The 18579-nt window shown below is 73.4% G+C and carries 17 protein-coding genes; 9 read left to right on the forward strand and 8 right to left on the reverse strand.

What is annotated here, in order from left to right; all coding sequences use genetic code 11:
- Positions 1 to 71 precede the first annotated feature (71 nt).
- Positions 72 to 845: a hypothetical protein gene (locus ABZX75_RS21145; RefSeq protein ID WP_355412677.1), complete on the forward strand. Its 774-nt coding sequence runs from the start codon at positions 72 to 74 to the stop codon at positions 843 to 845.
- Between the two features lie 115 nt (positions 846 to 960).
- Here the strand turns inward: ABZX75_RS21145 and ABZX75_RS21150 are convergent, their stop codons facing one another.
- Both ABZX75_RS21150 and ABZX75_RS21155 read right to left on the reverse strand, forming a co-directional pair.
- Positions 961 to 1248, reverse strand: a complete 288-nt coding sequence (locus ABZX75_RS21150; protein WP_355412679.1) for a hypothetical protein — start codon at positions 1246 to 1248, stop codon at positions 961 to 963.
- 13 nt (positions 1249 to 1261) lie between these two features.
- Positions 1262 to 2059, reverse strand: coding sequence for a PspA/IM30 family protein (locus ABZX75_RS21155; RefSeq protein WP_355412681.1), 798 nt, complete (start codon positions 2057 to 2059; stop codon positions 1262 to 1264).
- A 283-nt stretch (positions 2060 to 2342) separates the two neighbouring features.
- Between ABZX75_RS21155 and ABZX75_RS21160 the strand changes: the two genes are divergently transcribed.
- Entirely contained in the window at positions 2343 to 2942 is a 600-nt protein-coding gene (locus ABZX75_RS21160) for a DUF3043 domain-containing protein (RefSeq protein ID WP_355412683.1), read from the forward strand.
- Positions 2943 to 3049: 107 nt separating this feature from the next.
- Positions 3050 to 3757, forward strand: coding sequence for a methyltransferase domain-containing protein (locus ABZX75_RS21165; RefSeq protein WP_355412685.1), 708 nt, complete (start codon positions 3050 to 3052; stop codon positions 3755 to 3757).
- Positions 3758 to 3940: 183 nt separating this feature from the next.
- On the opposite strand, the gene ABZX75_RS21170 is transcribed toward ABZX75_RS21165, so the two are convergent.
- Positions 3941 to 4153, reverse strand: a complete 213-nt coding sequence (locus ABZX75_RS21170) for a hypothetical protein (RefSeq protein WP_355412687.1) — start codon at positions 4151 to 4153, stop codon at positions 3941 to 3943.
- A 104-nt stretch (positions 4154 to 4257) separates the two neighbouring features.
- Here ABZX75_RS21170 and ABZX75_RS21175 point away from each other — a divergent pair, with 104 nt between their 5' ends.
- The 6 genes from ABZX75_RS21175 (at position 4258) to ABZX75_RS21200 (ending at position 11497) form a co-directional block, all read left to right on the forward strand.
- The gene (locus ABZX75_RS21175; protein WP_355412689.1) at positions 4258 to 5463 is read left to right on the forward strand and encodes a bifunctional adenosylcobinamide kinase/adenosylcobinamide-phosphate guanylyltransferase; all 1206 of its coding nucleotides are present in this window, start codon (positions 4258 to 4260) and stop codon (positions 5461 to 5463) included.
- Between the two features lie 24 nt (positions 5464 to 5487).
- The gene (locus tag ABZX75_RS21180) at positions 5488 to 6381 is read left to right on the forward strand and encodes a DMT family transporter (RefSeq protein WP_355412691.1); all 894 of its coding nucleotides are present in this window, start codon (positions 5488 to 5490) and stop codon (positions 6379 to 6381) included.
- 41 nt (positions 6382 to 6422) lie between these two features.
- Positions 6423 to 7478, forward strand: coding sequence for a nicotinate-nucleotide--dimethylbenzimidazole phosphoribosyltransferase (gene cobT / locus ABZX75_RS21185; RefSeq protein ID WP_355412740.1), 1056 nt, complete (start codon positions 6423 to 6425; stop codon positions 7476 to 7478).
- A gap of 86 nt (positions 7479 to 7564) precedes the next feature.
- Positions 7565 to 9460 (forward strand): phosphatidylglycerol lysyltransferase domain-containing protein, encoded by a 1896-nt coding sequence (locus ABZX75_RS21190; protein ID WP_355412693.1) that lies wholly within the window; start codon positions 7565 to 7567, stop codon positions 9458 to 9460.
- On the forward strand, positions 9457 to 10230 hold the full coding sequence (locus ABZX75_RS21195; RefSeq protein WP_355412695.1) for a hypothetical protein: 774 nt from the start codon (positions 9457 to 9459) through the stop codon (positions 10228 to 10230). Before ABZX75_RS21190 ends, ABZX75_RS21195 begins: the two co-directional genes overlap by 4 nt.
- 37 nt (positions 10231 to 10267) lie before the next feature.
- Positions 10268 to 11497, forward strand: a complete 1230-nt coding sequence (locus ABZX75_RS21200) for a histidine kinase (RefSeq protein WP_355412697.1) — start codon at positions 10268 to 10270, stop codon at positions 11495 to 11497.
- A 14-nt stretch (positions 11498 to 11511) separates the two neighbouring features.
- On the opposite strand, the gene ABZX75_RS21205 is transcribed toward ABZX75_RS21200, so the two are convergent.
- From ABZX75_RS21205 to ABZX75_RS21225, 5 genes are all read right to left on the reverse strand, one after another.
- A complete protein-coding gene (locus ABZX75_RS21205; protein WP_355412699.1) occupies positions 11512 to 12333 on the reverse strand; it encodes an endo alpha-1,4 polygalactosaminidase in 822 nt (273 codons plus the stop codon).
- Complete coding sequence (locus ABZX75_RS21210; RefSeq protein ID WP_355412701.1) at positions 12330 to 12995, reverse strand: spherulation-specific family 4 protein; 666 nt, start codon at positions 12993 to 12995, stop codon at positions 12330 to 12332. The genes ABZX75_RS21205 and ABZX75_RS21210 overlap by 4 nt, the downstream gene beginning before the upstream one ends.
- 68 nt (positions 12996 to 13063) lie before the next feature.
- Positions 13064 to 14668: a hypothetical protein gene (locus ABZX75_RS21215; protein WP_355412703.1), complete on the reverse strand. Its 1605-nt coding sequence runs from the start codon at positions 14666 to 14668 to the stop codon at positions 13064 to 13066.
- Positions 14665 to 16206: a GT4 family glycosyltransferase PelF gene (pelF, locus tag ABZX75_RS21220; protein ID WP_355412705.1), complete on the reverse strand. Its 1542-nt coding sequence runs from the start codon at positions 16204 to 16206 to the stop codon at positions 14665 to 14667. Before pelF ends, ABZX75_RS21215 begins: the two co-directional genes overlap by 4 nt.
- A 174-nt stretch (positions 16207 to 16380) precedes the next feature.
- Positions 16381 to 18426, reverse strand: coding sequence for a hypothetical protein (locus tag ABZX75_RS21225; RefSeq protein WP_355412707.1), 2046 nt, complete (start codon positions 18424 to 18426; stop codon positions 16381 to 16383).
- Positions 18427 to 18579: the final 153 nt, after the last annotated feature.

Below are 18579 nucleotides of genomic sequence, written 5' to 3' on the forward strand. Positions count from 1 at the left end.
CCGCTCGCCGGGGGCGGTAAGTTACCCATTACCTACCAAAAAGGGGAGGTGCACCACAGGGAGGCGGTGGGATGGATCACTGGTGGTATCGGAACATCGTCGAACCGGGGAAGCTGCCCCTGCTGCTCGCCCTGCTCTCCTTCGTCCTGTCGTTTCTCGTCACCCGGGTGATCACCCGGCTGATCCGAGCGGGGAAGGGGCCCTTCAAGAACATCGCCCCGGGCGGCGTGCACGTGCACCACGTCGTGCCGGGGGTGATCCTCGTGATCATCGGCGGCTTCGGCGCGGTCGGCACCGGTGGGCACGGCTTCGGCTCCGCGCTCTCGGCCGTGCTCTTCGGCCTCGGCGCGGGCCTGGTGCTGGACGAGTTCGCGCTGATCCTGCACCTCGACGACGTGTACTGGAGCGAGCAGGGCCGCAAGAGCGTGGAGATGGTGGTCCTGACGGCCGCTCTGGTCGCACTGGTACTGGGCGGGTTCCTGCCGTTCGGTGTGAACGAGCTGACCGCCGACGAGCGGCACAACCGCGGCCTGGTGGTCATGAACACGGCCACCAATTTCTTCCTGGCCCTGATCGCCCTGTGGAAGGGCAAAGCGCGCACCGCCGTCTTCGGTACGGTCGTCCCCCTCGTGGCGCTGGTCGGCGCGATCCGGCTGGCCCGGCCCGGTTCCCCGTACGCGAAGAGGTTCTACGCGAACCGCCCGCGCGCCCGGGCCAAGGCGGGGCTACGCGCCTTCCACCACGACCGGCGCTGGGCGAGCCCGCGCCGCAGGTTCGAGAACTTCATCGGCGGGACCCCCGATCCCGATGAGGCGGTCGCGGTGGAGAAGCCGCCCGCGCCCTGAACGGCGACGGGCCCGCCCCCGGAAGTAAGGGGCGGGCCCGTCGTGTGTCGGTGTCCCGCGTCTTGCACGTCCCGCGGCCCGCGAGTCCCGCGTCAGGTCGTCCTGCCGATGGGCGTCAGGGAGCCGCGCCGGGGATCAGCCCGTCGTCGCTGAGCATCTCCTTGACCTCGTCGAGCGTCGCGTCCTCCGAGGGGAGGATCAGCTCGGACGGCTCCAGCGCGTCGTCCGGAAGCGGCTCGCCCAGGCGCCGTACGGCATCGAGCAGCTGCCCCAGCGTGCGCCGGAAGCCCTCCTCGTCACCGCCCTGCACCTCGGCGAGCAGTTCGTCGTCCAGCTTGTTGAGCTCGGTGAGGTGGCTGTCCGCCACCACCACCTGGCCTTCCCCCATGATGCGGACAATCATGACGGGCCCCGTCCTACTGCTTGTCGAACCGGTGCTGGGTCTGCGGCTGCTGCTGGGCGGTGCCCGCGGCTCCACCCTCGATGGCCTGCTGCTGCGCGGACGGGCCGCCGGCCAGCTCGGCCTTCATGCGCTGGAGCTCCAGCTCCACGTCCGTACCGCCCGACAGGCGGTCCAGTTCGGCCTGGATGTCGTCCTTGGAGCCGAGGCCGCTCTGGTCGTCGAGCGCGCCGGAGGCCAGCAGCTCGTCGATCGCGCCGGCGCGGGCCTGCAGCTGGGCGGTCTTGTCCTCGGCCCGCTGGATGGCGAGGCCGACGTCGCTCATCTCCTCGGAGATGCCGGAGAAGGACTCCGCGATCCGGGTCTGCGCCTGGGCCGCGGTGTAGGTGGCCTTGATGGTCTCCTTCTTGGTGCGGAAGGCGTCCACCTTGGCCTGCAGGCGCTGCGAGGCGAGGGTCAGCTTCTCCTCCTCGCCCTGCAGGGTCTGGTGCTGCACCTCCAGGTCGCTGACCTGCTGCTGGAGCGAGGCACGGCGGGACAGGGCCTCGCGGGCCAGGTCCTCGCGGCCCAGGGCGAGGGCCTTGCGGCCCTGGTCCTCCAGCTTGGCGGACTGCCCCTGCAACTGGTTCAGCTGCAGTTCCAGGCGCTTGCGGGAGGTCGCCACATCGGCGACCCCGCGGCGTACCTTCTGAAGCAGCTCCAGCTGCTTCTGGTACGAGTAGTCAAGGGTCTCGCGCGGGTCCTCGGCCCGGTCAAGGGCCTTGTTCGCCTTCGCGCGGAAGATCATTCCCATACGCTTCATGACACCGCTCATGGGCTTCGCGCGCCCCCTTCTGACGGACTTCGCTCCAGGTCACCAACAAGACCCACAGTACGGGCCCTGTCTCCATTACCGCACTGTTCGGGCACGGATGCGCTCCTCCTCCAGGACGACTACTCCCGCCCCTTGTCAGGCGTAAGGAGTAGGTGACCCCAGGAGAGGGAGGCCCGAAGGACCGGGCCCCTGCGCGAGGCGTACACAGGGAAGGACGCCCGCCGTTGCCGGATCGTTCCCCACGGGGGTGGGGGCCATGCCCGTGACCACGTAGGGTTGGCATGTGTTTGGTAGCCGCTCCTCCAAGGAAGAGAAGGCCGCCGCCGCCGACAAGGCGAGCGCCGACCTCTCGCAGCCCCGTGACCCGCAGGCCCGGAAGGGCCGCCCTACGCCGAAGCGTGCTGTGGCCCAGTCGCAGCGCAAGGCCGTGGTGGCCTCGACCGGCAATCGCAAGGAGGATGCCAAGCGTGCCCGTGAGCGCCGTCGTGTAGAGATGGCCAAGCAGCGCGAGGCGCTGGCCAGTGGCGACGAGCGCTATCTGCCCGCCCGCGACAAGGGCCCCGTCCGCAGGTTCGTCCGCGACTTCGTGGACTCCCGCTTCTCGGTCGCCGAGATGTTCCTGCCGCTCGCGGTGATCATTCTGGTGCTCAGCATGGTGCGGGTGCCGTCGATCCAGAACATCGCGCTGCTGCTGTGGCTCGGCGTGATCGCGCTGATCATCGTCGACTCCGTCGGCCTGGTGATCCGCCTCCGCAAGGCCCTCAACGAGCGCTTCGCGAACGAGCCGCGCCGCGGCGCCGTCGCGTACGGCCTCATGCGCACCCTCCAGATGCGCCGGCTGCGCCTGCCCAAGCCGCAGGTCAAGCGCGGGGAACGGCCCTGAGTCGAGCGACGCCCGCAGCGCCTGCGCCCAGGGACGGCTTTACCGAGGGAGCCCGCCTCTGGCTGGAAGGCCTGGGCGGACTGCGCAACGCCGTCCGGCAGGAACTCGTGGGCCGGCAGGTCGACGAGCAGATAGCGCACCGCTTCCCGGTCGGGCAGCGGCTGCGCGTGCTCGACGTCGGCATGGGACAGGGGACGCAGGCACTGCGCCTGGCCCGCGCCGGGCACAAGGTGACGGGGCTGGAGCAGGATCCCGCGATGCTGGCCGTCGCCCGTGCGGCGCTGGCCGCGGAACCGGCCGGGATCCGCGACCGGGTCCGGCTCATGGAGGGCGACGGCCGCGAGACCGGCGCGCACTTCCTGCCGGGCAGTTTCGACGTGGTGCTGTGCCACGGGGTGCTGATGTACGTGCCCGAGTCGGACGCCATGCTCGCCGGGCTGGCCCGGATGCTGGCCCCCGGCGGACTGCTGTCCTTGCTGGTGCGCAACGGCGACGCGCTCGCCATGCGCCCGGGGCTGGACGGCGACTGGTCGGCCGCGCTGGCCGCCTTCGACAGGGTCGACTACACGAACCGGCTGGGCCTCGACGTACGCGCCGACCGGCTCGCCGGGCTGACGGCCACGCTGTCCGGGATCGGTGCCCCGCTGCAGGCCTGGTACGGCGTCCGCGTCTTCACCGACGGGACCGAGGCCGGCGAGACCCTGCCGCCGGACGATGAGCTGGAGCGGCTGCTGGCCGCCGAGGACCGCGCCGGGCGGACCGACCCCTACCGCGGGGTCGCCGCGCTGCTGCACCTGTGCGGCGTACGGGGCTGAGCCGGTGGCCCGGCCGGCCGGGAACGGGGCACGACCCCGGGCCCCGGCCGGGACCCGGCGTCGTGCCCCGGCCGCTGCTCGCGCCCTGCCCGAGACCGGACCCGCGCCCGAGACCAACCCTTGCCCGAGACCGGACCCCGGCCGGGACGTGGCCCGGCCACCGGGGTCCTGCCTCGGAGAGGGTCAGGCGTCCAGCGCCGCCCGCAGGCTCATGGTGTAGAGCTCGGTCCCGCTGTCGTCGGACAGCTTCACCTGCTCGGTGCCGCCCTCCAGCAGGTCCTTCCAGTACTCACCGATCCAGGACTCCGCGTCCCCCTGCGTGGTGAATTCCTCGGGTACCACCGACGGGCTCGTCTCGGTGCCGTCGGCCGTCTCGAACCGCCACGTCCACGCCATGTCCGCCTCCGTTGCTCGTCCGCTGCTCGCACGCTTCTCGCCTTGAGTCTGCCCGCAGAGTAACCGGGCGCGCAGCAGTCTCGGTGACGCGGGAGGATCATCCTGTGGAACTCACTCTGCTCGGCACCGGCACACCCGAGGGCCTGCCCCGGCCCGGCTGTCCCTGTGCGGCCTGCGCGGTCTGCGTCGGCCCCCGCTCCCGCGCCGCTACGGCCGTCCTGGTCGACGGGGCGCTGCTGCTCGATCTGACCCCGGGGGCGGTGCTGGCCGGCGCCCGGGCCGGGCATTCCCTGGCCGGCGTACGTCAGGTCCTGCTGACCCACCCGCACGACGGGCCCCCACTCGAACTGCCGCCCGGTCTGCCGGCCGCGGGGCGGGTGCCGGACGGGCGGGAGCTCTCGGTGATCTCCGGGCACCGGGTGCGGGCGGTACCGATGGACGCGCCGGGCACCGGGTACGAGGTGACCGGCCCGGACGGCGGCCGGCTGCTGTACCTCCCGCCCGGCGGGGCTCCCGGCGGCATCAACGACACGGTCGGGCAGCGCCCGTACGACATGGTCCTCGCGGACGTGCTGGGCCGGCCCGAGGCGCTGGCGCGGCTGCGGGCGAGCGGCGCGATCGGCCCGGCCACGGATGTGATCGCCGTGCACCTGGACCACGACACCCCGCCGGGGCGCGAGCTGGAGCGCCGGTGCGCGGCCGCCGGTGCCCGGGTGGTGCCGGACGGGACCACGGTGGTCGCCGGGGAGTACCACGCGGTACCGGACCTGCCGCGCCGGACCCTGGTGCTGGGCGGGGCCCGGTCGGGCAAGTCCGTCGAGGCGGAGCTGCGGCTGGCGGCCTTTCCGGAGGTGGTCTACGTGGCCACCTCGGGCATGCGTGACGGGGACGCGGAGTGGGCGCAGCGGGTCAGCCTGCACCGGGAGCGCCGGCCGGGCGCCTGGCGGACGGTGGAGACCTGCGACCTGGTCCCGCTGCTGGCCGAGGCGGGCCCGCCGCTGCTGATCGACTGCCTGGCGCTGTGGCTGACGGATGCGATGGACCGGGCCGGGGCGTGGGACGACTCGGTCTGGGCGAAGGGCGGGCAGCAGCAGCTGCGCGAGCGCACGGCCGAGCTGGTGGCGGCGGTGCGGGCGACCCGCCGCCAGGTGGTGATCGTCAGCAACGAGGTCGGCTCGGGCATCGTCCCGGCGACCGCTTCGGGCCGCCGGTTCCGTGACGAGCTGGGCCGCCTGAACGCGGTGGTCGCGGGCCAGTGCGAACACGTCCTGCTCGTCGTCGCGGGGCAGGCGGTCGTCCTCAAGGAATAGCCAAGGAATAGCCGAGGTGATCCTGTGGAACCGGTTCCGGTCCGGCAGGCAGGCGGGCTCGCCGCCTTCGTCGGGTGCTCGCTCGTGAGCGGCGGCAATGCGGTCGGGGTCAGGTTCAGCAATCGCGAGCTCGACCCGCTGTGGGGCGCGTCGTTGCGGTTCGGCGCGGCGGCGGTGGTGCTGCTGGCGGTCATGGCCGTGATGCGGCTGGCCGTGCCGCGCGGGCGGGCGCTGGCCGGCGCGGTCCTGTACGGAGTGCTGAACTTCGGGGTGACCTTCGCGCTGGCGTACTACGCGCTGGTCCGCGTCCACGCGGGGCTGGGGCAGACGCTGCTGGCTCTGGTCCCGCTGGTGGCGCTGCTGCTGGCGGTGGCGCAGCGCCAAGAGCGTTTGCGCCGGTCCGCGTTGGCGGGCACGCTCATCGCGGTGGCCGGTGTCGCGCTGGCCTCGCGGGCGCCGCTGCAGGCGGATGTGCCGCTGCTGTCCCTGCTGGCGGTGCTGGGCGCCGTACTGTCCTTCGCCGAGGCGACCGTGCTCGTGCACCGCCTGCCGCCGGTGCACCCGGTGACGATGAACGCGGTGGGCATGACGGCAGCGACGGCGCTGCTGTGCGCCGGCTCGTTCGCCGTGGGCGACGCGTGGCGGCTGCCGGAGCGGACGGCGACCTGGTGGGCGCTGGCGTACATGGTCGTGGCGGGCTCGGTGCTGACTTTCGTCCTCTACCTGACCGTGGTGCGCCGGTGGGGTGCGTCGCGCGCGGCCCATGTCTTCGTCGTCGTACCGGTGGTCACGATCGTGCTCTCGGCGTGGCTGGACGACGAGGAGCTGACGGCGGGTCTGCTGCTCGGCGCGCCGCTCGTCATGCTGGGCGTCTACCTCGGCGCGCTGCGACCGTCTGAGCGGCGGGACACCCCCTGAGAGCGGGCATCACCGGCTGTACGCTCTGGCAGATGACCACGCTGAATCTCGACGACTTCTCCGATCTGATCGAGCGCCCCGACGGGGGCGTCCGGCGTGACGCCGAGGACCGCCGTGAACGGCTGGCCGTGCCGCCCGGCGCACTGGGCCGGCTCGACGATCTCGCGGAGTGGCTCGCCGCCGCGCAGGGGCAGGTGCCGGTCAAACCGATCGAGCGCCCCCGCGTGGTGCTCTTCGCCGCCGACCACGGGATCGCCGCCGCGGGCGTCTCCGCCCGGCCCGCCGGCACCGGCCATGAGCTGGTGCGGGCCGTGCTGGACGGGGCCAGCCCGGTCGCCGTCCTGGCCGGCCGGTTCGGTGCCACCGTACGGATCGTCGACGCCGGGCTCGACTGCGACCCCGGGCTCCTTCCCGAGGACGTGGTCCGGCACCGCGTCCGGCGCGGCAGCGGGCGGATCGACGTGGAGGACGCGCTGACGGCCGAGGAGGCCGAGGCGGCGCTGCGGCTCGGGATGCGGATCGCCGACGAGGAGGCCGACTCGGGGACGGACCTGGTCGTGCTCGGGGACCTCAGCGTGGGCGGGACCACCGTCGCCGCCACCCTCGTCGCCGCCCTCTGCGGAACTGACGCCTCCGTGGTCACCGGCCGCGGCGGCCGGCCCATCGACGACCTGGCGTGGATGCGCAAGTGCGCGGCGATCCGCGACGCGCTGCGCCGGGCCAGGCCGGTCCTCGGCGACCAGGTCGCGCTGCTGGCGGCGGTCGGCGGTGCGGACGTCGCCGCGATCACCGGTTTCCTGCTCCAGTGCGCGGTGCGCCGTACGCCGGTCATCCTCGACGGCGTCGTCTCGGCGGCCTGCGGACTGGTGGCCCAGCGGGCCGCGTTCCGGGCCCCGGACTGGTGGCTGGCGGGTCAGGCGAGCGGCGAGCCGGGCCAGGCGAAGGCTCTGGACCGGATGGCACTCAACCCCGTACTCGATCACGGCGTCACAGTGGGAGAAGGTACCGGGGCATTGCTGGCACTCCCCTTGGTCCAGGCGGCCGCCGCACTCGCGGCGGAACTCCCGGAGAAGGCGGCGCAGGAGCCGGTGGAATGAGCCGCCGGGGCGCGCGGTCCTGACCAGACCGCGGTCCCCGGAACGAGCTCACTCGTGGACGGCGACGCCCCATATGATCGCTTTTTATGGGAGAGGCCCGTTTGACCAGCGCAGACACCGACCGCAGCGCCGCACAGGCGCCGGGTCGGACATCCGGCAGGAAAGCGACCGGCGGCGACCCCGCCGGCAAGGGGGCGGGGGGCGGCCGGGAGACCGGCCGGGGGAGCACCCGCTCACGGCGCGGGGCCGCGTTCGCGGTCTGGTACCTGCGCGCCGTCACCTTCGTCAACTTCCTCAGCGCGGTGTGGCTTTCGCTCGGGCAGGACCTGCGCAGACACAACACCGCCGACTTCTACACCCCGTACCTGCTCACGGCCGGCTTCGCGTCCGGGCTGTTCTCACTGCTGCTCGCCGTCACCATGGGCCGCCGCAAACGCGCCGCCTGGATCCTGAACCTGGTCCTGGGCGGCCTCCTGCTGCTCGCCTTCGCCGTCGCGGCCTTCGCGCCGTGTACCGACGGCGATGTCAACCTCTGCTACCCGGAGTTCCGGGACCACCCGCAGAACTGGGTCTCGCTCGGCCTGACCGCCGCCTTCGTCGGCGCCCTGCTGCTAGGCCGCCGCGAGTTCTACGCCAAGGGCGACCGCTCCAACCCCGCGCTCGCCACCATCGTCGCCGCCGTCGGCCTGCTGGTCACCTCGCTGGTCGCGGCCCTGCTCGTCGGCGCCACCAACACCGAGCCCGACAGCGCCGAGGCGGGCTTCCTGGCCCGCTGGCGGTACGGGGTGATGCGGCTGATCACCCTGGCCCCGGACGACAGGGCCTACAGCGCGATCACCCCGCCCGGCTGGGTGGACGTCTTCATCAACATCATGTCGATGGTGCTGCTGCTCGCCGTGCTGTTCGCGGCCTTCCGCTCGCGCCGCGCCGTCGACCCGATCACCGAGGACGACGAGGAGCGGCTGCGGGCCCTGCTCGCCAAGCAGGGCGAGCGCGACTCGCTCGGCTACTTCGCGCTGCGCCGCGAGAAGTCCGTCGTCTGGTCCCCCACCGGCAAGGCCGCCGTCACCTACCGCGTCGTGGGCGGGGTCTCGCTGGCCTCCGGCGACCCGATCGGCGACCCCGAAGCCTGGCCCGGCGCCATCGAGCCGTGGCTGGCCGAGGCCCGTGAGCACGGCTGGGTACCGGCCGTGATGGGCGCGAGCGAGGAGGCCGGGCAGATCTACGCCCGGCACGGCCTGGACGCGCTGGAGCTCGGCGACGAGGCGATCGTCGAGACCGCCGAGTTCACGCTGGAGGGCCGCGCCATGCGGACCGTCCGGCAGGCCTACAACCGCGTCAAGCGGGCCGGTTACTCGGTCCGCATCCGCCGCCACGCCGACATCCCGGCCGACGAGATGGAGGTGCTGCTGCGCCGCGCCGACGACTGGCGCGACGGCGCGACCGAGCGCGGATTCTCGATGGCGCTGGGCCGACTGGGTGATCCCCGCGACGGCCAGTGCGTGATGCTGGAGTGCACCGACGGCAACGGGGACCTGCGGGCGGTGCTGTCCTTCGTACCGTGGGGGCCCAAGGGCCTGTCGCTGGATCTGATGCGCCGTGACCGGGATTCCGAGAACGGCCTGATGGAGTTCATGGTCATCGAACTTCTCGAACGCTCCAAGGAGATCGGGGTCGCCCAGGTCTCGCTGAACTTCGCGATGTTCCGGTCCGTCTTCGAACGCGGGTCCAGGCTCGGCGCCGGTCCGGTGCTGCGGATGTGGCGCTCCCTGCTGAGTTTCTTCTCCCGCTGGTGGCAGATCGAGTCCCTCTACCGGGCCAACGCCAAATACCGGCCGATCTGGGAACCGCGGTTCATGCTCTTCGAGAAGAGTTCGGACCTGTTGCGGATCGGCATCGCGGCCGGCCGGGCCGAAGGCTTCCTGGAGGCCCCCGGCCTTCCGAAGTGGATGCACCGCAGACATCTGGAGACGATGCGTTGACGGCGTGGACGACGGCCCCGCTGCGGCGCTTCGCCCGCCGTGAGTGGGGCCCCCTGCTGCGGACCGTCGGGGAGGCGCTCGTACGCGACAGGTGGCGGGCGGTCCCGATGACCATCGGCGCGGTCTGCCTGACCTCGCTCTTCCAGATCGTGCAGAACACGCCGTGGGGTTTCCAGCCGGTCCAGAACCTCGGCTCGGTCAAAGCCGTCGATCCGCTGTGGCTGGCCCTGCTGCGCACGCCGCTGTCGCTGTTCGTGCCGGCCCTGGACCTGCCGGTGTGGGGGGCGCTCGCGCAGATCCTGCTCGTCTTCGGGGTCTCGGAGATCTGCGTCGGCTGGTGGCGCACGCTGGTGATCGGCTACGTCGCCACCCTCGCCGGGACGACGTACGCGCGGATCGGGCTGGCGCTGGACCCGGACCATCCCCTCGGCCTGCCGGTGTCCGACCGGATCGTCAACGACACCGGTCCCTCGGCGGCGGTGGTGGGGCTCGCCGTCTACGTCTGCTGGCGGTACAAGGCGTATCTCACCGGCGCCCTGGTGGTCCTGGTGATGATCGGCGAGGTGCTGGTGAAGAACAATCTGGCGGGCAAGGAGCACCTGGCGGCCATCGCCGCGGTCATGCTGATGTGCGTGGTGCGGGCGAGGTGGGGGCCGGCGCGTTCCCGCGCCCCGCTCGGGCGGCGCCCGCCTCCGGCTCCCCCGCCGACTCGCCCGCCGTCCGTTCCGCCGTCTCCCCCACCGGCTCCCCCGCCGTCGCCCCGGATCTGACGGCGTCGGTGGCCGGGGCAGGCCGTACCGTATCGGGGTGACGACACACCTCGGGCCGTTCGCGCCCACCCGGCAGTGGCTGCGGGCCCATCCGCTCGCCACCGACGCCGTGCTCGCGACCGGGGCGTTCGTCTTCATGGTCATCGGGTCCTTCGCCGATCCGCACGGGCCCCACGGACCGACCTTCGGAACCCGCGACCCCGGGCCGTTCTCGCTGCTGCTGATGCTGCTGGGCGCGGCGGCCCTGGTGTTCCGGCGTCTCAGGACGCGGGCCGTTCTCGCCGTGACCTGCGGCCTCTCGCTGCTGGAGCTGACCACCGGGGAGCCGCGCGCGCCCGTCGCCATGTGCACGGTGATCGCCCTGTACACGGTGGCCGCCCACACCGACCGGCCCACGACCTGGCGGATCGGGCTGCTCACGATGGCGACGCTGACGGGCGTGGCCATGCTGGCCGGGCCGCTGCCCTGGTACGCGCAGGAGAACCTCGGGATCTTCGCCTGGACCGGGATGGCCGCGGCCGCCGGGGACGCGGTGCGCAGCCGGCGGGCCTTCGTCGACGCCATCCGGGAGCGGGCCGAGCGGGCCGAGCGGACCCGGGAGGAGGAGGCCCGGCGGCGGGTCGCCGAGGAGCGGCTGCGGATCGCCCGGGACCTCCACGACGTGGTGGCCCACCACATCGCGCTGGTGAACGTCCAGGCGGGCGTGGCCGCGCACGTCATGGACAAGCGGCCGGACCAGGCGAAGGAGGCCCTGGCCCACGTACGGGACGCGAGCCGCTCGGCACTGAACGAGCTGCGGGCCACGGTCGGGCTGCTGCGTCAGTCCGGTGACCCGGAGGCGCCGACCGAGCCCGCGCCGGGGCTGGCCGTACTGGACGAGCTGGTGGGGACCTTCCGGCATGCCGGGCTGCCGGTGGAGGTGATCGTCCAGCTGGGGCGCGAGGCGGCCGCGCTGCCGGCCGCCGTGGACCTGGTGGCGTACCGGGTGATCCAGGAGGCGCTGACCAACGTACGCAAGCACGCGGGCCCGAAGGCCCGCGCCGAGGTCAGCGTGGTCCGGGTCGGCGCCTCGGTGGAGGTGACCGTGCTGGACGACGGGGGCGCCGCCGCGGACGCCCCGCCGGACTCCGCTCCGGAGCCGGCCGACCCGGGCGGAGGCCACGGGCTGCTGGGCATGCGCGAGCGGGCCACGGCCCTGGGCGGGTCCTGCTTCGCCGGGCCCCGCTTCGGCGGCGGCTACCGCGTCCACGCCGTCCTGCCCGTCTGAAGGCTCCGGCGGGGCTACGGGCAGGCGCGGCGCCAGGCCCCCAGCTCGTACTTCTTCTCCAGGGAGCTGAGCTTCAGTGCGCGCGAGCGGGCGCAGAACCGCTCCGTCGGCAGCTCGTACTCCACGTGGAAGACGGCCTTCCCGGCCTCGATGAACGGGGTCAGCCGCTCGCACTCGTCGTACTGGGCGCACTGCTCGTTCACGGCGAAGTCGAACTCGCCGACCAGCTGCGGGATCTGGTCGAGGTCGTTCTTCAGCCCCACCGCCAGGCCCCGGTCGTGGGCGAGCTTCGCGATCAGCCGGTTGTAGCGCAGCTGGTCCTCGGCGGTGAGGGGGAAACCGGACGGGTTGCGGTAGGCGTCCATGTTGTCCGGCTCCACCGCATCGAAGCCCTTGTCCCGGCACATGTCGAACCGCTTGGCGACGAGCGGTTCCAGCACGTCGAGGCGCCGGATGTCGAACCAGCGCTCGCCCTCCCAGCCGTTGCCCCGGCCGAGGATCGCCTTCGGGAAGTCGTCGGCGTCCGGCCGGAAGTCCTCCCAGGCGCCCGTGGAGAGGTAGCAGATGGTGCGGCGTCCCGCCTTGCGCAGCGCGGCGACCTGCTCCTTGGTGGTGGTGAACCCGTCGACGTCGTACACCGGCACGTCCACCGAGGTGTCGAGCCTGCCGCTGAGCTGCCACTGCCAGCCGGTGCCGGGCCGTGGCTGCCAGCGCTCCCCCGGCACCTGGTCCGGCCCCGGCTCAGGTGAACCGTCGTCCGGTTCCGTCGTACAGGCGGCGAGCAGGAGGAGCGGGACGAGGAGCAGCAGTCCGCACAGGCGGGGGAAACGGTTCATCCGGTCGCCTCCAAGGCGTACGGGAGGGTCCCCCACGGGTGCGCGCCGGTCCCGGGCACCGCGCAGTGCACCCCCGCCCCCCGTTCGGCCGCGAGCCGCTCGGCGAGTTCGGCGGCGGGCGCGCCCGGCGGGACGGCGTAGACGAGGTGGCAGAAGCGCTGTGCCGGGTGGTCGGCGGTCCAGGGCGGCGGCGCGGCGGCCGCGTCCCGGTAGGCGTCCCAGGGGCCCTCGAAGGTGACGAGCAGGTCGGCGAGTCCCGCGTACCCGGGGTGCGGGTGGACGCCGTGGTTGAGGACGAGGGTGCGGGCGCCCGCGGCCCGGGCGGCGACGGCGAGCCGCCCGTAGTGCGCCAGCAGTTCGGGGCCGGAGGCGGCCTGGTCCAGGAAGGCGCCGTCGGTGCCGTACCAGTCGCGGTGGCGCAGCAGGTCCCCTACCACGGCCGCGTGCGGGCGCCGCCCGTAGTCGGTGTCGGCGTACCCCAGGACGGACACCCCGGCCTCGCGCAGCCGCGTCGCGACCCGCGCGAACCGTTCGTCGGGGGCGTCGCCCGGCCCGCTGTCCGGGTTGAGCACCACGGAGTGCAGCCGGCCGGCGGCCCGGATGAGCCGTTCCCAGGCCTCGGGGCGGTCGGCGGGATGCTCGTAGAGGGGCACCAGGAGCATGGGGTCCTTCTTCTCGTACGGTCTGGGTCGGTCGACGGGCGGTCGGCGGTCGGTCGGCGGTCGGTCGGTCAGCGGTGCGCGGTCACACGGCCGAGGAGCAGGCAGACCAGCAGGGCGAGCACGGTGGCGGCCGCAGCCGCCACGGCGAGCTGTACCACCCGGGGCGGCCCCAGCCCGGTCAGCAGGGCGAGGCTCTGGGCGACGGCGGCCGAGGCGCAGACCGCGGCGGCCGGCCGCACCGCCCCGAAGGACTGGAGCAGCAGGCCGGTCCACATGACCGCGCCCAGCAGGAGCAGGGTCGCGACGCGGACTCCGGTGAGGCCCGGGGCGTCCGGCCAGAGCAGGGTTCCGGCGACGCCCAGGGCCAGCAGCACCACCAGGTACAGGGCGAGGCACCGGCCCAGCGTGCCGAGCATCCGCCGCCGGAACGCCCCGGGCGAGCGGGCCGCCCGGAGCCCGGCCAGGCTGCCGCTGCGGAACCGGTGGAGCAGCCATTCGGCGGGGCCCATGCTGAGCGTGAGGGCCACCGCGGCCGGGGCGGCGACCGCTTCGGCGGGGCCGCCGGCGAGCACCTCGCCGAGGGCGGCGTACAGCACGAGGAGGCCGGTGCCGAGGCCGAAGACCCCGTACGGCACCGAGTCCCCGAGCCGGGGCCCGCGCGGGGCGTACTCCTCCTCGGCGCCCCGCAGCATCCGCCACCGCACCGGCCCGGCTCCGGGCCTGCGTGCGGCGCGGCCGCGGCCGCGGATGCGGCGCGCGGCGGCCCGTACCCCCCGGGCCAGGGGCAGTTCCCGTACGGCCAGGGTGCAGGCGGCGAGCAGGGAGACGACCAGCAGGGTCACCCGCACCGGCACGGGCAGGTCCACGAAGAGCACGAGCAGGGCTCCGGCGGCCATCGGGCCGAGCGCGGCGAGCAGGACGCGCTCACGGCCGAGGACGAGCAGGACGGTGGCGGCCCCGACGTAGAGGGCCTGCCCGGCGGCGAAGGCGTAGGAGAACGGCGGCCCGCCGGGCACGGCCAGCGCGGCGGCGGTCCCCAGCAGGGACCCGGCGGGGGCGCCGACGAGCAGGGTCCGCCCGGCGGCGGCCCGGTCGCCGAGGCCGAGCCAGGAGTAGGCCCGGTGGGACAGGGCCTGGTCCCAGGTCCAGCCGATGAGCGCCCCGGCGAGCAGGGTCAGCGTCCCGGCGGGCAGGCCCAGGCGGTCCTGCGGGCCGTCGAGCAGGGGTGCGCCGAGCAGGTAGGCGAGGCCGGGCAGGGCGAAGATCACCCCGCGCAGCAGGCAGGCGGTGAGGGAGACCTTCCAGGGGTCGGGGGCGCCGTCCGGCTCGGGGAAGGCGCGGGGCACCCGGGCGTAGAGCTCTTCGGCGAGGCCGAAGGAGTCGTGGCGGCCGTAGGTGAGCCGGATGTGTTCGTCGGTCATGCCGTCGGATTCGAGGATGGCGGCGATCTCGTCCGGGTGGACGGCGCCGGCGACGAACACGTCGAGGCGCTCGGCGAGTTCGTCCATCGGGTCGGTGGCGGGGCCTTCCCGGCGCGCTCGCGGGACGGCCGGCAGGGTGTCGGGGACGGGCCCGGGCGGGTGCGCCGGTCCGGAGCGGCCGGCGGCGGCGCGTCGGTGCCGTACCGGAGGTGCCCCCGGACCGGGCGGCTTCAGCCAGAGGGATCCGCTCACCACCGGCTCCCTTCGGCCGACTTGGTGCGGGGCCGCCCCATCGCGGCGAGCTCCCGGTACCAGGGGTCGGCGAGCCGCTGGGTCCAGCCGTCGCCGGCGTGGACGGGCAGGACGGGCTGGCCGGCGAGCTCCCGGTAGATGTGCCGGAAGCCGTCCACGGACTGGTGGAGGGTGAACTTCCGTACGACCCGCTCGCGCGACATCCGGCCCAGTTCGAGGCGGCGTACGTCGTCGCGGAGCAGGGCGAGGGTGGCGCGGGCCATGGTCTCGGGTTCACGCGGCGGGACGACGAGGCCGGTGTCGCCGACGGCCTCGCGGACTCCGCCGACGTCGGTGGAGACGGTGGTGCGGCCGCAGGACATGGCCTCGATGATGCTGAAGGGGAAGCCCTCGCTGATGCTGGAGAGCATCACGACCGTGCCGGCCGCGTAGGCCCGGGCGACCTGCTCGACGCGTCCCTCGTAGGTGATGCCGTCGCTCACCCCCAGTTCGGCGGCGAGCTTCTCCAGACGGAGTTTGTACTCCGCGCAGCCGTCGGGGACGGGACCGAAGAGGCGCAGCCGCAGGGCGGGCAGTTCCTCGCGCATGAAGGCGTAGGCGCGGATGAGGGTTTCGAGGTCCTTGATCGGGTCGATGCGGCCGCACCAGCTGAGGGTGGGCACCTCGGGTTCGGGGCCGGCTGCGGGGAAGGCCTGCGGGTCGACGCCGTTGTAGACGGTGCGGATGCGGTCGGAGCGGGCGCCTCCGCGCTCCTCCCAGCGGCGGTTGTACTGGTTGCAGGGGGTGATCAGGTCGGCCCGGCGGTAGCCCTCGGTGTTGAGCTCGCGGTAGAAGCCGAGCAGGAGGGCCTTGACGGGCCAGCGCTGGGCGGCGCTGCGGTAGCCGAGGTAGCGCTCGCGCAGGTAGATGCCGTGCTCGGTGAGGAGGAAGGGCACTCCGTCGAGCCGTTTGGCGGCGAGGGCCGGGAGGGTGGCGAGGCCGCTGCTGACGGCGTGGGCGACGCTGTCGTGCGGGATCCGTACACCGAGCGGACGCAGCGCGTGTTCCAGCAGGTCGGTGGCGGTGAGCGCGTCGTGGACGGTGGGGCGCGCGTCGGCGGTGGCGAGGCCGGGGCGGGTCCATACGGCCATCAGCAGGCGCAGCACGGATTCGGAGCGCAGGGCCCGGGCGAGCTTGCCGGCGCGGGCGAGTACAGCCAGTTCGCGCAGGGCTTCGGAGAATCCTCCCCCGGCGGGATCGAGCAGGGAGAGCAGGAAGGTCTCGTAGATCTCGGTGAAGCGGCGGTGGGCCCTGCCGCGCAGGGCCGCGCGGCGGCCGCGGCCCGTGGGAGCGCCCCAGAGCGGGACGGCGGTGTGGCGGTAGACGTTGCGCGGGAGTTCCCAGGTGACCGGCTCGCGTCCGGAGCCGGTCAGGGCTATGACGTTGAAGTCGACCTCCGGCATGCCGCGCACCAGCTGGTCGCACCAGGTGCTGACGCCCCCGTGGACGTGCGGGTAGGTGCCTTCGGTGAGCATGGTGACGTGGCGCCCATGGCTCATGCGGTGTGTCCCCCCAGGACGGAAAAGGGGCCGGCGCCCGTGGGTTCGCGGAGCGCCGGCGCTAGGTGGTACGGCGGGTCGGACGGCCGGACCGTCGGACGGCCGGCCGGTTGCTGTGCTCGGGCGTCGGACGGCCGGCCGGTTGCTCGGCCGGGGCGTCGGACGGCCGGCCGGTCAGCTGGGCAGCTTGAGCGTGACGGCCGACTGCAGCGCCTCGGGCCCGATCCAGGCCGAGCGGGTCCCGGCGTACGGGCTGCCGAAGACCGCGGTGCCCAGGAGCAGCTGCTTCCTGGTGCCCTCGGGCGCGGTGACGGGGGCGACGACGCCGGCGGGTGCCTTGACGGTGACGTCCGTCCCGATGCGGTAGGCGGTGACCCGGCCCGCGGCGAGGGCCCTGTCCCAGGCGGCGCGGCGGCCGAGCTCGGTACCGGCTCCCTTCTGCGTCTGGTTCACGAGCGGCGCGCTGGGGGCGTACAGCGTGCGGTAGGTGTCGAGGACCCGGTCGAGCACCGGGTAGAGGGTGCGGTCCTCGGCGAGGTTGGACTGGTGGACGTAGTGCGGCCGCGGGTCGTTGGCGAGCACGTGGCGCAGGGCGGTACGGGCCTCCTGCGGGACGATGTGGTCCAGGTAGCCGGTGTTGACGTCGACCGGGTCGGGCAGGCAGGTGGAGGTCGCCGGGTTGTCCTCGCAGACGCCGCTGCCGCCGTCCTCACGGCTCGTGTAGATCCAGTTGTACTCGTCGGCCATCTCCGCGTTGGTGCCCGTGTTGTAGTACACGTTCATCGGGTGGCGCGGGACGGTCAGGGAGGTGCCGACCGCCCGCTGCGCGGGTTCGCGGGAGTTGTCGCTGGCGACCCACTTGACGCCGTTGTCGGCGAGCGCGCCCGCCAGGTTGGGGTTGTCCCGGTCCTGCTGCGGGAGGGTCTTGAGGCCCGAGTGCTCGCCGGTGACGAGCTCGCTGCGGTCGAGCGTGATGCCCTTGGCGGCGGCCCAGTCGTTGTTGTCGCGGATCTGCGCGGAGATCTCGGCGCGGCTCATCCAGTTGACGGCGCCCTGGGCGTTCTTGGTGCAGCTCCAGGGGACGGTGGTGGTGTCCTGGACGCAGCCCAGGAAGGGGTGGGTGTAGGTGTGGTTGATCCAGCGGTACGCGGCCCGGTCCGCGAGCAGTTGCGCGGTGAGGGCGTCGGTGTTGCCGTTCTCGGTCTTCCATTCCTCGCCGGCGCCCGCGTTGAAGACCATGTCGAGCTTGAAGCCCTTGGCCTGCTGCCACTGCGCCAGGTACCGCGCGTCGGCGGCGGTCATCCGGATGGTGCTCTCCTTGCCCTCCCCGCCCGCGCAGGCGTAGTCGCCGGGGGTGCAGTTGAGCTCTTTGTTCCAGCGGGCGTCGGGGGCGAAGACGTCGTCGACGTGGACCGCGAAGTAGTTGCGGCTCCGGCCGAGGTGGACGCCCTGCGTGAGCCACTCCACGATGCCGCGGGCCAGCAGCCGGAACTGCTGCTGGTGCTGGTTGTAGCCGAAGGTGACGACGAGCTCGCTGCGCCCGTCGTGGGTGTACTCGCCGAGGAGCGAGGCCCGTTCGGAGCCGGCGGAGCCGACGGGGGCGTCGAGGTAGCTGGTGTAACCGGCCCGCGGCCTGCCCATGAAGCCGTAGCTCTCGGGGACGAGGGCGGAGTTGTCCTCGAAGGCGACCTGGCCGCCGAGGTAGCGGAAGGGGCCCGCCCGGCCGGCCGGGGTGACGGCCGCCCGCGTCCCGTCGAGCTGGCCGCTGTACCCGCCGTTGTCGGTGTACTCCAGCCCCACGCCCGGGTGCGCCCAGGTGTAGGCGTCCACCTGGCGGATCCCGTACGCCTTTTCGTACGCGGCGAGCGCGGCCATCTCGGCCGAGCCCTCCCCGAAGGGGTTCTCGTTGGGCAGGACGACGCCCTGGTACTTGGCGCGCGGACGGCCGGTCGCGCTGTCGGAGGGTTCGCTGAGGAACGCGGCGTTGATGACCGGGCGGCCTCCGCTGCCGAGCTCGACGCGGGTGTACGGGACCCCGGTGTCCCGGAGCTCCGCCGTGATCGCCTCGACCGAGCTGCCGCCGTCGTCGACGACGAGCACCTTCAGGTCGATGCGCGGTGCCGTGGCCGCCTGGGCGGTGGAGGCGGGTAGTGCCACGGACACCAGGGCTGCCGCCGCGCAGGCGGCGGCGAGCCTGTGGACCCGGTTCTTGTTGACCATGTGGGCCTTCCCCCCGCAGGCATCCCTCGGAACGGCCCTGGGCGGACGGCCGGGCCGGGGGAGGCTCTGTGGAAATCATGCAAAGGAACCCCGCGTCCCCTTGCGAGAGTGGACCGAGTCTTTCGGACCTCGTCACGTCTACGGAGCAAACCC

The organism is Streptomyces sp. NPDC003038 (assembly GCF_040611115.1).
Lineage (GTDB): Bacteria > Actinomycetota > Actinomycetes > Streptomycetales > Streptomycetaceae > Streptomyces.